At 66.0% G+C, this 13,848-nt stretch carries 11 protein-coding genes; 3 read left to right on the top strand and 8 right to left on the bottom strand.

What is annotated here, in order from left to right:
- The first annotated feature begins 56 nt into the window (after nt 1-56).
- Nucleotides 57-1,253, top strand: coding sequence for an amidohydrolase family protein (locus QA640_RS19745; RefSeq protein ID WP_283042251.1), 1,197 nt, complete (start codon nt 57-59; stop codon nt 1,251-1,253).
- 123 nt (nt 1,254-1,376) lie between these two features.
- On the opposite strand, the gene QA640_RS19740 is transcribed toward QA640_RS19745, so the two are convergent.
- The 8 genes from QA640_RS19740 to QA640_RS19705 form a co-directional block, all read right to left on the bottom strand.
- A complete protein-coding gene (locus QA640_RS19740; protein WP_283042250.1) occupies nt 1,377-1,832 on the bottom strand; it encodes a MarR family winged helix-turn-helix transcriptional regulator in 456 nt (151 codons plus the stop codon).
- A 13-nt stretch (nt 1,833-1,845) separates the two neighbouring features.
- Nucleotides 1,846-2,550, bottom strand: a complete 705-nt coding sequence (locus QA640_RS19735) for an ABC transporter ATP-binding protein (protein ID WP_283042249.1) — start codon at nt 2,548-2,550, stop codon at nt 1,846-1,848.
- Entirely contained in the window at nt 2,547-3,338 is a 792-nt protein-coding gene (locus QA640_RS19730; protein WP_283042248.1) for an ABC transporter ATP-binding protein, read from the bottom strand. The genes QA640_RS19735 and QA640_RS19730 overlap by 4 nt, the downstream gene beginning before the upstream one ends.
- Nucleotides 3,335-5,224, bottom strand: coding sequence for an ABC transporter permease (locus tag QA640_RS19725; RefSeq protein ID WP_283042247.1), 1,890 nt, complete (start codon nt 5,222-5,224; stop codon nt 3,335-3,337). The genes QA640_RS19730 and QA640_RS19725 overlap by 4 nt, the downstream gene beginning before the upstream one ends.
- Nucleotides 5,225-5,377: 153 nt before the next feature.
- A complete protein-coding gene (locus QA640_RS19720; protein ID WP_283042246.1) occupies nt 5,378-6,580 on the bottom strand; it encodes an ABC transporter substrate-binding protein in 1,203 nt (400 codons plus the stop codon).
- A 23-nt stretch (nt 6,581-6,603) separates the two neighbouring features.
- A complete protein-coding gene (locus tag QA640_RS19715) occupies nt 6,604-7,188 on the bottom strand; it encodes an amino acid synthesis family protein (protein ID WP_283042245.1) in 585 nt (194 codons plus the stop codon).
- A gap of 15 nt (nt 7,189-7,203) precedes the next feature.
- Nucleotides 7,204-8,103: a UPF0280 family protein gene (locus QA640_RS19710; RefSeq protein WP_283042244.1), complete on the bottom strand. Its 900-nt coding sequence runs from the start codon at nt 8,101-8,103 to the stop codon at nt 7,204-7,206.
- Nucleotides 8,100-9,557: a 6-hydroxynicotinate reductase gene (locus QA640_RS19705; protein WP_283042243.1), complete on the bottom strand. Its 1,458-nt coding sequence runs from the start codon at nt 9,555-9,557 to the stop codon at nt 8,100-8,102. The genes QA640_RS19710 and QA640_RS19705 overlap by 4 nt, the downstream gene beginning before the upstream one ends.
- Before the next feature lie 248 nt (nt 9,558-9,805).
- On the opposite strand from QA640_RS19705, the gene QA640_RS19700 reads away from it, so the two are divergent.
- Nucleotides 9,806-10,288, top strand: a complete 483-nt coding sequence (locus tag QA640_RS19700) for a (2Fe-2S)-binding protein (RefSeq protein WP_283042242.1) — start codon at nt 9,806-9,808, stop codon at nt 10,286-10,288.
- Entirely contained in the window at nt 10,288-13,812 is a 3,525-nt protein-coding gene (locus tag QA640_RS19695) for a molybdopterin cofactor-binding domain-containing protein (protein ID WP_283042241.1), read from the top strand. The genes QA640_RS19700 and QA640_RS19695 overlap by 1 nt, the downstream gene beginning before the upstream one ends.
- The last annotated feature ends 36 nt before the right edge of the window (nt 13,813-13,848 follow it).

The following is a 13,848-nucleotide window of genomic DNA, read 5'->3' as shown; positions in this document are numbered from 1 at the left end:
TTGGTCAAGGCTGCCCAAGATCGCGAGCGTTGCAGTTAGGAATAAGGAGCCTTTCCATGGCGCATGACGCACCCCAGGCGACCGGGCCTTCGAAGCTCGTGATCCGCAATATCGGCCTGATGCTGTCGGGCGCCCTGGAGAAACCGATCCTGGATGGCGACACGATCGTCGCGGAGAACGGCAAGATATCAGCCATCGGCCGCTTCAAAGACGTCAATACGGACGGTGCGACCAGCATCGTCGATGCCAACGGCACCACTGTCGCACCCGGCCTGATCGACAGCCATGTCCACCCCGTCGCCGGCGACTGGACGCCGCGGCAGAACCAGATCAACTGGATCGACAGCTACCTCCACGGCGGAGTCACCACCATGATCTCGGCCGGCGAAGTGCACATGCCCGGCCGCCCGCGCGACGTCGTCGGTCTGAAGGCCATGGCGATCTTTGCGCAGCGCGCATTCTGGACGCTGCGTCCAGGCGGCGTGAAGGTTCACGCCGGCGCGCCCGTCATCGAGTGCGAGATGGTGGAGGAGGATTTCAAGGAGATGGCCGCCGCCGGCGTCAAGCTGCTCGGCGAAGTCGGCCTTGGCGGCGTCAAGGACGGCCCCACCGCGCGCAAGATGGTCGGCTGGGCGCGCAAATACGGCATCCAGAGCACGATCCACACCGGCGGCCCCTCGATCCCCGGCTCCGGCCTGATCGACAAGGACGTGGTGCTGGAGGCCGACACCGACGTGGTCGGCCATATCAATGGCGGCCACACGGCTCTCCCCGACGACCAGATCCGCTGCATCTGCGAGGGCTGCAAGCGCGGGCTCGAGCTCGTTCACAACGGCAATGAGCGCTCGGCCCTGTTCACGCTGCGCACCGCGCGCGAGATGGGCGATTTGCACCGCGTCATCCTCGGCACCGACGCGCCGGCCGGTTCCGGCGTGCAGCCGCTCGGCATTTTGCGCATGGTCTCGATGCTGTCCTCGCTCGGCGAGCTGCCAGCCGAGATCGCGTTTTGCCTCGCCACCGGCAACACTGCGCGCATGCGCGAGCTCGATTGCGGCCTCATTGAAGTGGGCCGTTCCGCCGACTTCGTCATCATGGACAAGGCGCAGCATTCGCCGGGCAAGAACATCCTGGAGAGCGTCCAGCTCGGCGATCTCCCCGGCATCGGCATGACCATCATCGACGGCATCGTGCGGACGCAGCGCAGCCGCAATACGCCGCCCGCCGGGAAGGTGCCGGAGGTGGTTGGGAAGTAGGCCATCGCGTAGGACCGGTGGGTGGGCAAAGCGAAGCGTGCCCACCACTGCGGCCAACCAAGACAGCAGAAGAAATGGTGGGCACGGCGCTGACGCGCCTTTGCCCGCCCAACGAAGGTGGCATCACCGCAACTTGCCCAACAACGCCATCAGCAGCTCGCGCTCCTTCGGCTCGAGCGGCGCCAGCGTCTCGCGCGTGATGGCGAGCGCGTTCGGCGCGACCTTTTCGGCGAGCTGCTGACCGGCACGTGTGAGGCTGACGAGCAGGCGCCGGCCATCCTCTGGATCCTGGCTCGTCTCCGTCAGTCCGCGAGCGCTGAGCCGGTCGATCACGCCCTTGATGGTCGCAACGTCCATCGCCGTCAGCCGACCCAACTGGTTCTGCGAGCACGGTCCGGTCTCGGCAAGCTTCGACAGTGCCGCCCATTGCGTCGGCGTCAGGTTGGTGCCGATGTCGCGGGCAAAGATCGCGCTGTGACGCTGCCACACCTGGCGCAGGATGAAGCCGACCTGCTCGTCGAGCACATAAGGCGGCTTGGCCTGCCTGACGCTCTTCTTGGCTGCAACGCCTCTCGCCATTCCCGCCCCGCCCTCACAATGACAGATGCGCGTCGCGGATATCCGGGCGCGCATCGAGCTCGGCCATCGTACCACCGAAACAGATTCGACCGCGCTCGATGATATAGGCGCGATCGGAAATCAACCGCGCGAAATGCAGATTCTGCTCGGAAACGACGATGCTGACGCCTTCCTTCTTCATGGTCAGGATCGCATCGACCATCTGCTCCACGATCTTTGGCGATAGCCCCTCCGACGGCTCGTCCAGCAGCACCAGCGACGGATTGCCCATCAACGTGCGGGCGATCGTCAGCATCTGCTGCTCGCCGCCGCTCATGCGGCCGCCCGGCCGGTTGCGCATCTCGTTCAGATTCGGGAATAGCGTGAACAGCTTTTCGCGCGTCCAGTATGGCGCGTTCGCCCGTTTCGGCTGGCGGCCGACTTCGAGATTCTCCTCGACCGTGAGGTCGGTGAAGATACGCCGCTCCTCCGGTACGTAGCCGAGCCCACCGCGGACGATCTCATGCGTCGGCCGTGACGAGACGTCCTTGCCCTCGAACACAATCCGGCCCGAGCGCTGCGCCACGAGGCCGACAATGGAGCGGAACGTCGTCGACTTGCCGGCGCCATTGCGTCCGAGCAAGGCGACCACCTCGCCGTCACCGACCTCGAGCGCGATGTCGAACAGGATATGGGCCGGACCGTAATGGCTGTTGAGCCCCTCGACCGTGAGCTTCATGTCGAGGCTCCCTCGCGATGACGGGCATCATAGACGAGGCCCTCGCCGAGATAGACCGCCTGTACTTGCGGATTGCCCCGCACCTCCGTCGGCGAGCCCTCGGCGATCAGCGTGCCGCGGTTGAGCACGATGATGCGGTCGGCATGCTCGAACACCACGTCCATGTCATGCTCGGTGAAGAGCACGCCGATGGATTTCTCCCGCGCGATGCGCGCGGTGAGCCGCATCAGGTCGATGCGCTCGCGCGGCGCCATACCGGCGGTCGGTTCGTCCATCAGCAGGAGCTTTGGCTGGTTGGCCAGCGCAACCGCAAGCTCGAGCCGCTTGAGGTCGCCATAGGCGAGCTCGCCGCAGGGACGATCCGAATAGCCGCCCATGCCGACGAGTTCCAGGAGGCGCACCGCCTCGTCGCGATCGAAGCGCGGCGCCGCCCCCCAGAGATTGAACAACTGCCTTTGGTGCGAGATCAGCGCGACCTGCACGTTCTCGCGCACCGTCATGGTCGCGAACGTCGCGGTGATCTGGAACGTGCGGCCGACGCCAAGGCGCCAGATCTCGCGCGGTTTCCTGCCGGTCGTGTCCTCGCCGAGTAGACGGATGCGGCCGGAGTCCGGTCTGTTCTGGCCGTTGAGCATGTCGAAGCAGGTGCTCTTGCCGGCGCCGTTCGGGCCGATCAGCGCAAGAATCTCGCCGGCACGCAGCTCGAACGAGACGCCGCGCACGGCATGGATGCCGCCATACGACTTGGTCAGGCCTTCGACCGCGAGAAGTGTGGGTGCGACGCTCATTCGGCGGGCCCGATCGGTTTGGCGAGCAAAGTGGAGCCCGGCGGCGAAGCCCCCTTGCGCCGTTGCGCGAGCATCTCCAGCATGCCGACGATGCCCTTCGGGAAGACGACGACGATCAGCACGATGAAGCCGCCGAGCACGAGCTTCGACAGGTCGGTCTGGCTGACGAGCCAGATATTGAGTGCCTTGTACACGATCGCGCCGATCACCGCGCCCGACACAGTCTCAACGCCACCGAGCAGCACCATGACGAGCGCATCGACCGAGAGCGAGATGCCGAGATTGTCCGGGAAGACGCTGCCCTTCAGGTACGCGAACAGCGCTCCGCCGATGGCGGCCGTCGTTCCCGCGATCACGAACGCCGTCCACTGCATTTGCTTGACGTTGATGCCGATCGCTTCGCTCCGTAGCGCCGAGTCGCGCGTGGCGCGCAGCGCGTAGCCAAACGGCGAGAACACCGCGATGCGCAAGGCGATCGTCACGAGCGCGGCAACGCCAAGCGCCAGCCAGTAGAAATGCGAGGGGCTCGCCGCCCATTTTTCCGGCCAGACGCCCAGGATGCCGTTGTCGCCGCCGGTGACGCTGACCCACTGGAACGCGATCGACCATACGATCTGCGCAAAGGCGAGCGTCAGCATCGCGAAATAGACGCCCGAGAGCTGCACGGCGAAGAAGCCGAACACGGCGGCACCGAGACAGCCGAGCAGCGGCCCCAGCAGCAGGCAGACGATCATCGGCAAGCCGGCCATCTTGGCGAGGAACGCAATACCATATGCGCCGAGCCCGAAATACGCGGCGTGTCCAAAGGACGCGAGGCCGCCGACCGCCATCAGGAAATGCAGGCTGACGGCGAAGATCACGAAGATCGCGATCTCCGAGCCGACCGTCAGCGCATAGCTGCCGGCGAACAGCGGCAGCCCTGCCGCGAGGACGAGCGCAGCAAGTGCGGCCAGCCGTTCGTTCGACGTCAGCGGCCGCCAGGGATTGACGGTGAGGCCCGGCGTCCGGCGCGCGGGCGCCTCAGGCTTGCCGAACAGGCCCCACGGCCGCACGATCAGCACCACCGCCATCACCAGGAAGACCAGGATGATGGAGATCTTCGGGAAGATCAGGATGCCGAAGGCGTTGAGCTCGGAGACCAGCACCGCCGCGACGAAGGCGCCGACGATGCTGCCGAGACCGCCGATCACGACGACCACGAAGACCTCGACGATGATGCGCAAATCCATGGCGTGATGCACGGCATCGCGCGGAATCTGCAGCGCGCCGCCGAGCGCTGCGAGGAAGACGCCGACCGCGAACACCGACGTGAACAGCCATTTCTGATTGACGCCGAGCGCCGCCACCATGTCGCGGTCCTGCGTCGCCGCGCGCACCAGCACGCCCCAACGGGTGCGCTGGAACAGCAGCCAAAGGATGCCAAGCACGACCGGGCCGAGCACGATCAGGAACAGGTCGTAGCTCGGGATGTTCTGGCCGAAGAAATCCACCGCGCCCTTGAAGCCCGGCGCACGGCGGCCGAGGAGGTCATCGGGGCCCCAGATGAGCACGACCAGGTCCTCGACCATCAGCGTCAGGCCGAAGGTCGCGAGCAACTGGAACAGTTCGGGCGCGTGATAGATGCGCCGAAGCAGCACCATCTCGACGAGGACACCGATCAGCGCCACCGCGAGCGCCGCTGCAACGATGCCGCCCCAGAAGCCGAACGCGCCGGAGAGGCGATCCGTCAGCGTGAAGGCGATGTAGGCGCCGACCATGTAGAAGGCACCGTGCGCAAAGTTCACGATCCGCGTCACGCCGAAGATGATCGACAGGCCCGAAGCCACCAGGAATAGCGACGCCGCGCTGGCGAGTCCGGTCAGAAACTGTACGACATAAAAGGCCATCGGCGGTCCGGCTTCACAAGACTCTCAGCATACGGGCTTCATCCTTCGAGACGGCGCTTCGCGCCTCCTCAGGATGAGTCCGAGACCCTCATGGCGAGGAGCGCGGCGACGCCGCGCGTCTCGAACCATGAGGCCCCCGGTGTAGTCGCAACATCAATCCTTCGGGCGTAGCTTCTCGACTTCGGCATCGCTCGGCAGATAGTCCGCGCCCTTCTTATAGGACGAGTCAACCATGACGCCCTTGCCGTCCTTCAGGGCGGTCTTGCCGACGAAGGCCCCGAGCGTCGACTGGTGATCGATCTTGCGGAAGGTCATCTCGCCGAAGGGTGAGCCCACCGAGAGCCCTTCGGCTGCTGCGATCAGCTTCTCCGGATCGGTCGAACCGGCCTTGGCCAGGATCGCCGCCGCCGACTTGATGGTCTGATAGCCAACGATCGAACCGAGGCGCGGATAGTCGTTGTACTTGGCCTGGTAGGCCTTGAGGAACGCGTCATGCTCGGGGGTCTTGATCGAGTACCAGGGATAGCCGGTGACGATCCAGCCCTCGGGCGTCTCGTCCTTCAGCGGGTCGAGATATTCCGGCTCGCCGGTCAGGAAGGAGACGACCTCGCGTCCCTTGAACAGGCCGCGGGTATTGCCTTCGCGCACGAGCTTCACGAGATCGGCGCCGAAGGTGACGTTGAGGATCGCCTCCGGATTGGCTTGGGCGACTGCCTGCACCACCGGGCCAGCATCGATCTTGCCCTGCGGCGGCCACTGCTCGTCGACCCACTGGATGTCCGGACGCTTCTCCGACATCAGCTTCTTGAACACCGCGACTGCCGACTGGCCGTATTCATAGTTCGGCGCGATCGTCGCCCAGCGTTTTGCCGGCAGCTTGGCCGCCGCTTCCACCAGCATCGCGGCCTGCATGTAGTTCGAGGGACGCAGGCGGAACGTGTACTTGTTCCCCTTCGACCAGGTGACGGCATCGGTCAGCGGCTCGGCGGCGAGGAAGAACACCTTCTTCTGGTTGGCGAAGTCGCTCACGGCAAGGCCGATGTTCGACAAGAACGTGCCCGCGAGCATCGCGACGCCTTCGCTCGACACGAGCTCATTGGCCGCGGTTTGCGCATCGGCCGGCTTGCCGCCGTCATCCTTGGAGATCACGACAAGCTTCTTGCCGTTGATGCCGCCGGCCGCGTTGATCTCCTCGACGGCGAGCTGCCAGCCCTTACGGTAGGGCTCGGTAAACGCCGGCAGCAGCGAATAGCTGTTGATCTCGCCGATCTTGATCTCCTGCGCCTTCACCGAGCCGGCCATGCCGCCGACCAGGAGCGCAAACGCCGCGCCCACAAAATACTTCGTTGCTCGCATCCCAACCTCCACTGATTTAAAGATTAACGCAGGCCGTCTTCGCCCTTGATCTCTGCAACCGTTAAGCCCCCGACCCGCGGCAGCGGACGGCCGCTGTCGGTGACGGCGACCGCAACCATGATCTCGTTGGCCCGCGGCGCGTCGTTGATCTGCACTTCCATGCCGTCAAAATGGCTGCGCACGAAGGCCGCGTCCTTGTGGCCCAAGGGAATGTCGAGCGTCGTGCCGGGCCCGCTGCGCTTTTTCGACGACGGGATCAGCGCCGCGCCCTTGGTCAGGGTCTTGCGCACCGGCGCGCCCATCTTCGGATGCAGGATCGCGGCCGCATGCTCCAGCTCGCCGTTCTCGCCGACGGCAGCGGCCTTGCCGTAGCTCTGCACTTTTGCACCGTCGATGCCGAGCGCCGCTACGGCACGCTTCGACAACAAATCGCCGAGCTCCTCGCCGATCGCGATCAGCGGCGACAGGTCCTCGACATATCTTCCGGCGAACGGGTTCTCGATCACGGCGATCGCCGCGGCGCGCCGGGTCGGCGGCGACACGGACCTTCCCATCTCCATCTGCGTCTCTTCGACGACGGTGACGATCTTGCGGATGATCGCGCTCATGACTTGCTTCCCCGTTCAGGCATGGATCGCGCTCCCCGCGATGCGGGCGCGCGGCCGCTGCCGTTCAATATCCCTGGTCCCGATGACGAGCATATCACCACAAAGCCTGAGCACGGCACCCTCGATCAGCCCGCGATCGAACACTTGCCGTGCACATTCTGCGCCAGATTGGAGCGCCTCACGAATTTCTGTCTGAGACAACGCGCCGACGTCGCGGGTGACGAGACGCGCGCCGAGATCATTGTCGGGCTGGATCTCGTTCGCCGGACGGCGCTCGACCGCCGGATGCCCTGGCAGATCGACGGCATTGGCGATGACGGTCGCTGCCGCATCGGCTTGCGAGGCCGTCGCAGCCAGCACCGTCACCGCATCGGCAATTCCGAGCGAGAAACTGCGGCCATGGCGCCCGCTGGTCGCGATGCCGCGGACCGGATCGTCCGCCTCGATCGTCATCGCCCGCATCACGCCGTCGCGGTCGGGTCGGTCCATCAAGCCGATGGTAAAGTGCTCGCCTTCGCCAAGATGAAGCGCGATATCGCCACCGTTGTTGACGTAGGCCTGGTCGAGCTGCGCGGCATTCAGCATGACGCTCAGAATTTCCTCCGCCACGCTGCCCGCAACCGCGGCCATCGGCGTGATGAAGCAGTCGGCCGCATACGGCGCGACCGCGGCGTGCATCCGTCGCGCAACGAGGCCGGTCAACGAACAGACCCCCGCCGTCGCGGGCTTGCGCAATTCCGTCAACTCCGCGCAGAGCGCGTCGAGCAGCCCGGTGAAACGCCCCGCCGCCGCCTCATAGGCCGCGCGCACCCGGTGCCCGGCTCCCCTCGCCTCCACGATCAGATCAATCGGACCATCCTGCAAATGCAGCCGCCGGCCATCAGACAGCAATGCGATTTGCGGGAGTCTCATCATGCGCGCCGCCCCGGGATCGGGTTCTGCCACGGCACCTGGCGGCTATCATCGCTCTCCTGGACCTCGGACAGCGGACGCACATGGTCCATGTGGCCCCCGAGCGCAGCATAATCGGACAGCCTCATCGTGAACTCGATCGGTGCGACAAGGGCCGGCGTCGGCACATAGCCGAACGCACCGGCCGGCATCTGCGTGACATCGACCATGTAGGTGATACCGCCGCCCGGCCAGACATAAACCGGCGCGCCCCCGCTGGTGACGCGTGTCAGGGCATCCTTCACCGAGCGCGTCAGCCGCACCGGGTTGTCGGTGACGCCGGCGCGCAAGGAACCGCCGGCCCCCGCCATGAACAGCACGGTGCACAAGGCCGGCTCGCAATTCTCCTGGATGCGCTCGACCGAGAATCGCAAATCCGCCGGCATCTCGGTCTCGACAGGCTTCAAGGCATCGTCGAGCACATAGTAGGACGCGTGCTCGCCGGTCGTGGAGACCATCAGCATGGTCAGCCCGGGTTTCGCTTCCTTGGCATCGAACGGACCGAGGATCGACAGCGGATCGGAGATGTTCGTCCCGCCCCAGCCCGTGCCGGGATCGGCGACCTGAAAATAGCGGCCGGGCGTCGAGCGCCGGCCCTTCATCTTGATGCCGGTGTCGGCGATGTCGAGCAGCTTGCCGGCCTGGTGCTCGCTGAGCACGCCGGTGATGTGGTCGTCGACCACGACGACCTCGTCGACCTTGCCGTGCCACTGCTTTGCGAACATGCCGATCGTCGCCGAGCCGCAGCCGACCCGCATGCGCTCTTCCTTCACGCCGTTGACGATCGGTGGCTCGCCCGCCTGCACGACCACCGTCGCGCCACCGTCGATCGTGAACTCGACCGGCTTGCAGTTGGAGAGATCCATCAGCGTATCGCAGGTGACGCGGCCCTCCTTCTTGGAGCCGCCAGTCAGATGATGCACGCCGCCGAGCGACAGCATCTGCGAACCGTATTCGCTGGTCGTGACGTGACCGACCGCCTCGCCCTGCGCGCGCACGGTCGCGCTTTCCGGGCCGAGATAGCGGTCGGTGTCGATCTTCACCTTGACGCCGCAATAGGAGAAGATGCCTTCGGTGACGACGGTGACCATGTCGACGCCATCGACCTCCGACGAGACGATGAACGGCGCCGGCTTGTAGTCGGGATAGGTCGTGCCCGCGCCGATTGCTGTGACGAAGGTCGAGGGTTCGTGGACGATCTTGCCGTCCCAATCCTCTGACCGGCTGAACGGCACGAGCTTGCCGCCATGCGAGACCGTGCGCTCGAGGATGATATGCGGATCGACGCGGACGAGCTTGCCCTCGTGGTTGGCGTAGCGGTCACAGGCACCCGCGGCGCCCGGCTTGATGTAGCACATCACCGGACAGGCATCGCAGCGGATCTTGTCGGAGGCAGCGCTCGTCGCTTCAGTCACCATGTCAAAGCCAGCGGATCACGGCGGTTATCATTCGTATACGAACGATGTTGCGCGCGATGCCGGAAGCTGTCAAGCGGCGCCACCGGCAAAACCGCGAGGCTGCCGAATAAAACCTCATCCGCCTGCCCGCCCTGTCCACAAAGCAGGCAGCCGCGCTGCACTGCGGCATGCGGTGCTTGCACGTTTGTGTACAAACGGTATCGTCATGCTTCGCAATTCGACACGCGCGCACCGCGCCGGGACCAGAGATGACGCAGACAATGATCCGCCTCACCGTGAATGGCAGGATCCACGACGTCGCCGCCGCACCGGAGACGCCGCTGCTGTACGTGCTGCGCAACGACCTCGCGCTCAACGGTCCCAAATATGGCTGCGGCCTCGGCGAATGCGGCACCTGCACTGTCCTGATCGACGGGCTTGCCGCGCGTTCCTGCGTCATTCCGATCAGCGGCTGCGTGGGGCGCGACATCGTGACGCTCGAAGGTCTCGGCACGCGCGACAAGCCCGACCCGGTGCAGCAGGCCTTCATCGATGAGCAGGCCGCGCAATGCGGCTACTGCCTCAACGGCATGATCATGACCACGAAGGCGCTACTTGCGATCAACCCTCAGCCGACCGCGCAGGAGGCGATGGCAGCGCTGCGTTACAATCTCTGCCGCTGCGGCACGCATGTCGAAATCGTCCGCGCCGTGATGCGCGCATCAGGCCAGCTTGCCGAGGCCGGTGATTGATGGCCTCCCCTGTTTCGAATGAAGCTGAGCGGCGCTCCGGCTCGCTCGTCGTGGCCCGCGCACTGGACGACGGCGCGTCCGAGACCTTTGTCCGGATCACCGCGGACGGCTCGGTCAGCGCTTACAACGGCCATGTCGATCTCGGCACCGGCATCCGCACCGCGCTCGGCCAGATCGTTGCCGAGGAGCTCGACGTGTCCTTTGCCCGCGTCGTCGTGGTGCTCGGCGATACGGCCGTCGTGCCGAACCAGGGCGCGACGATTGCGAGCGAGACGATCCAGATCACCGCCATTCCCCTGCGCAGGGCCGCCGCGCAAGCGCGGCATTTTCTGATCGCGCGCGCCGCCGAAAGGCTGGAGCTGCCGTCTGCGGAACTCAGCATCGAGGACGGGCTCGTTCGCGGCCACAACCGCAGCATCAGCTTTGGTGAGCTGATCGGCGATGAGACGATTCGCCTCGAGCTTGCCGATGATGTCACCGTGAAACCCGTCGGCGACTACGCCATCGTCGGCCACTCGGTGCCGCGCGTCGACCTGCCCGCGAAGGCGACGGGCGAGCTGACCTTCGTCCACGACGTCCGCGTTCCCGGCATGCTGCACGGCCGCGTCGTGCGTCCGCCCTATGCCGGCGTCGATGCGGGACCGTTCGTGGGGACCAGCCTGATCGCGGTGGACGAGTCCTCGGTGCGCGACGTTCCCGGCCTCGTCGGCGTGGTGCGCATCGGCGACTTCGTCGGCGTCGTCGCCGAGCGCGAGGAGAATGCGATTCTGGCCGCAAGCCAGCTCAAGGTGAGCTGGAAGCCAACACCCGCCCTGCCCGATCTCGCCGATCTCGAGACTGCGCTGCGCGCCAACCCGTCGACGCCGCGCACGCTGATCGACAAGGGCGACGTGACCGCGGCGATCGCCGGCGCCGCCAAGCCGATGCAGCGCACTTACGTCTGGCCCTACCAGATGCACGCTTCGATCGGCCCGTCCTGCGCCGTCGCCGACTATCAGGACGCCGCAATCAGAGTGTGGTCCGGCACGCAGAATCCGCACATCCTGCGCACCGACCTTGCCTTGCTGATCGAGCGGCCCGAGACCGAAATCGAGGTGATCCGGCTGGAGGCCGCCGGTTGCTACGGCCGCAACTGCGCCGATGACGTCACCGCGGATGCACTGCTGCTCTCGCGCGCGGTCGGACGGCCCGTGCGGGTGCAACTGACGCGGGAGCAGGAGCACGCCTGGGAGCCGAAGGGCGCCGCCCAGCTCATCGACGTCAATGGCGGGTTGAACGCCGACGGGGGCGTCGCCGGTTACGATCTCGCCACGCGCTATCCCTCGAACGCTGCGCCGACACTCGCGCTGCTTCTCACCGGCCGGATCTCGCCCGAGCCCGACGTGCTTCAGATGGGCGACCGCACCGCCATTCCGCCCTACGATTACGACCACATGCGTGTCGTCGCCCACGACATGGCGCCGATCGTGCGCGCCTCCTGGTTTCGCGGCGTCTCGTCGCTGCCTAACACTTTTGCGCATGAATCCTATATCGACGAGCTCGCGACCGAGGCCGGCGTCGATCCGATCGAATATCGCCTGCGCTATCTCAGGGATCAGCGCGCGGTCGATCTCGTCAATGCGGTCGCCGAGCGCGCGGGCTGGACGCCGCGGCCGGCGCGGCAGGACAAGGACGGCGAGATCGTGCACGGGCGCGGCTTCGCCTATGCGCTCTATGTGCATAGCAAGTTTCCCGGCTATGGCGCGGCGTGGTCGGCCTGGATCACCGACGTAGCCGTCAACAAGATGACCGGCGATGTCAGCGTCACCCGCGTCGTCGCCGGCCAGGATTCCGGATTGATGATCAATCCGGACGGCGTGCGCCACCAGATCCAGGGCAACGTGATCCAGTCGACCAGCCGGGCGCTGATGGAGGAGGTCTCGTTCGAGCGCGGGGCGGTGGCGGCGCGCGAATGGGGCGCCTACCCCATCATCCCCTTTCCCGACGTGCCCAAGATCGACGTGCTGATGCTGCCGCGTCAGGACCAGCCGCCGCTCGGCGTCGGCGAGTCCGCCTCGGTGCCGAGCGCTGCGGCGATCGCGAATGCGATCTTCGATGCCACCGGCGTGCGCTTCCGCGAGCCGCCGTTCACGCCGGAGCGCATCCTCACGGGTTTGCGTAGCGACGTGCCGACCGAGGCTGAGGCGTTACCTGCGCCGGTGGCCGTCCCGACCCGTTCCTGGACAAACCCGTTTGCGAAGCGCGCCGGCATCTTCGCAACGATGGCCGCGCTCTGCACGGCCGCGATCGGCATCGGCGCCGCCCTGGTGCCGGGCCGCGCCATCGCGCCGATCGGGCGGCCCGATGCGTCCGTCTATTCGGCGGCGACGATCGCCCGCGGCCGGCAATTGGCTGCCCTTGGCAATTGCGCGGAGTGCCACACGACCGTCGGCGGCGCGCTGAACGCCGGTGGTCGTGGGCTGGAAACGCCGTTCGGCACGATCTACAGCACCAACATCACGCCCGACATCGACACCGGCATCGGCGCCTGGTCCTATCCCGCCTTCGAGCGCGCGATGCGCGAGGGACTGCATCGCGACGGCCGGCAGCTCTACCCCGCATTCCCCTACACGCATTTTGCGAAGACGAGCGACGCCGACATGCAGGCGCTGTACGCCTATCTGATGGCGCAGCCTGCGGTACACGCGACGGCGCCGTCGAACTCACTCGCCTTCCCGTTCAATCTCCGGCCGCTGCTTGCGGGCTGGAATGCGTTGTTCCACCAGACCGGCGAGTTCAAGCCGGATTCGGCCAAATCCGAGCAGTGGAATCGGGGCGCCTATCTCGTCGACGGACTCGGCCATTGCAGCGCCTGCCATTCGCCCCGCAACGCGCTCGGCGCCGAGCAGCGCAATGCCTATCTTGCCGGCGGCTTTGCCGAGGGCTGGGAGGCGCCGGCGCTGACCTCGCTGTCGCGCGCGCCGATTCCCTGGAGCGAAGACGAGCTTTACGCCTATTTGCGCACCGGCCATTCGCGCTTCCACGGCGTCGCGGCGGGCCCGATGGCGCCCATCGTGCGGGACCTTGCGAGTCTGCCCGATCACGACATCCGCGCGATGGCGGTCTATCTCGGCTCGTTCAACGACACCGCGACGAACGGCCAAGCGCAGGACGCGCTCGCCGCCAGGCTCGAGAGCGCCACGCAAGTCACCATCGCTTCCTCGACCGGCGCGCGGCTCTACCAGGGCGCGTGCGCCGTCTGTCACGAGGTCGGCGGCCTGGCGCTGTTCGGCAGCCGTCCGTCGCTCGCGCTCAACAGCAATCTGCACGGCGCAACGCCGGATAATCTCGTGCAGGTCATCCTGCACGGCATCACCGAGCCCGCATCAAGCGACCTCGGCTACATGCCCGCGTTCAAACACAGCATGAGCGATGCGCAGGTCGAGGAGCTCGTCACCTTCCTGCGCAAGCAGTTCGCGCCGGACAAGCCGGCGTGGACCGGCATCAGGGAAACGATCGCCCGCGTCCGCACATCTGCAAACTAAGGCAGGATGAGCTTTGGTCGAATCGATGTAAGCAGA

The organism is Bradyrhizobium sp. CB82 (assembly GCF_029714405.1).
Lineage (GTDB): Bacteria > Pseudomonadota > Alphaproteobacteria > Rhizobiales > Xanthobacteraceae > Bradyrhizobium.
This window is presented reverse-complemented; position numbering and strand designations above follow the sequence as displayed.

Coding starts and splice junctions, on each gene's coding strand:
- QA640_RS19745 (WP_283042251.1), top strand. CDS start 57: ATGGCGCATGACGCACCCCAGGCGACCGGGCCTTCGAAGCTCGTGATC.
- QA640_RS19700 (WP_283042242.1), top strand. CDS start 9,806: ATGACGCAGACAATGATCCGCCTCACCGTGAATGGCAGGATCCACGAC.
- QA640_RS19735 (WP_283042249.1), bottom strand. CDS start 2,550: ATGAAGCTCACGGTCGAGGGGCTCAACAGCCATTACGGTCCGGCCCAT.
- QA640_RS19710 (WP_283042244.1), bottom strand. CDS start 8,103: ATGATGAGACTCCCGCAAATCGCATTGCTGTCTGATGGCCGGCGGCTG.
- QA640_RS19715 (WP_283042245.1), bottom strand. CDS start 7,188: ATGAGCGCGATCATCCGCAAGATCGTCACCGTCGTCGAAGAGACGCAG.
- QA640_RS19740 (WP_283042250.1), bottom strand. CDS start 1,832: ATGGCGAGAGGCGTTGCAGCCAAGAAGAGCGTCAGGCAGGCCAAGCCG.
- QA640_RS19725 (WP_283042247.1), bottom strand. CDS start 5,224: ATGGCCTTTTATGTCGTACAGTTTCTGACCGGACTCGCCAGCGCGGCG.
- QA640_RS19730 (WP_283042248.1), bottom strand. CDS start 3,338: ATGAGCGTCGCACCCACACTTCTCGCGGTCGAAGGCCTGACCAAGTCG.
- QA640_RS19695 (WP_283042241.1), top strand. CDS start 10,288: ATGGCCTCCCCTGTTTCGAATGAAGCTGAGCGGCGCTCCGGCTCGCTC.
- QA640_RS19720 (WP_283042246.1), bottom strand. CDS start 6,580: ATGCGAGCAACGAAGTATTTTGTGGGCGCGGCGTTTGCGCTCCTGGTC.
- QA640_RS19705 (WP_283042243.1), bottom strand. CDS start 9,557: ATGGTGACTGAAGCGACGAGCGCTGCCTCCGACAAGATCCGCTGCGAT.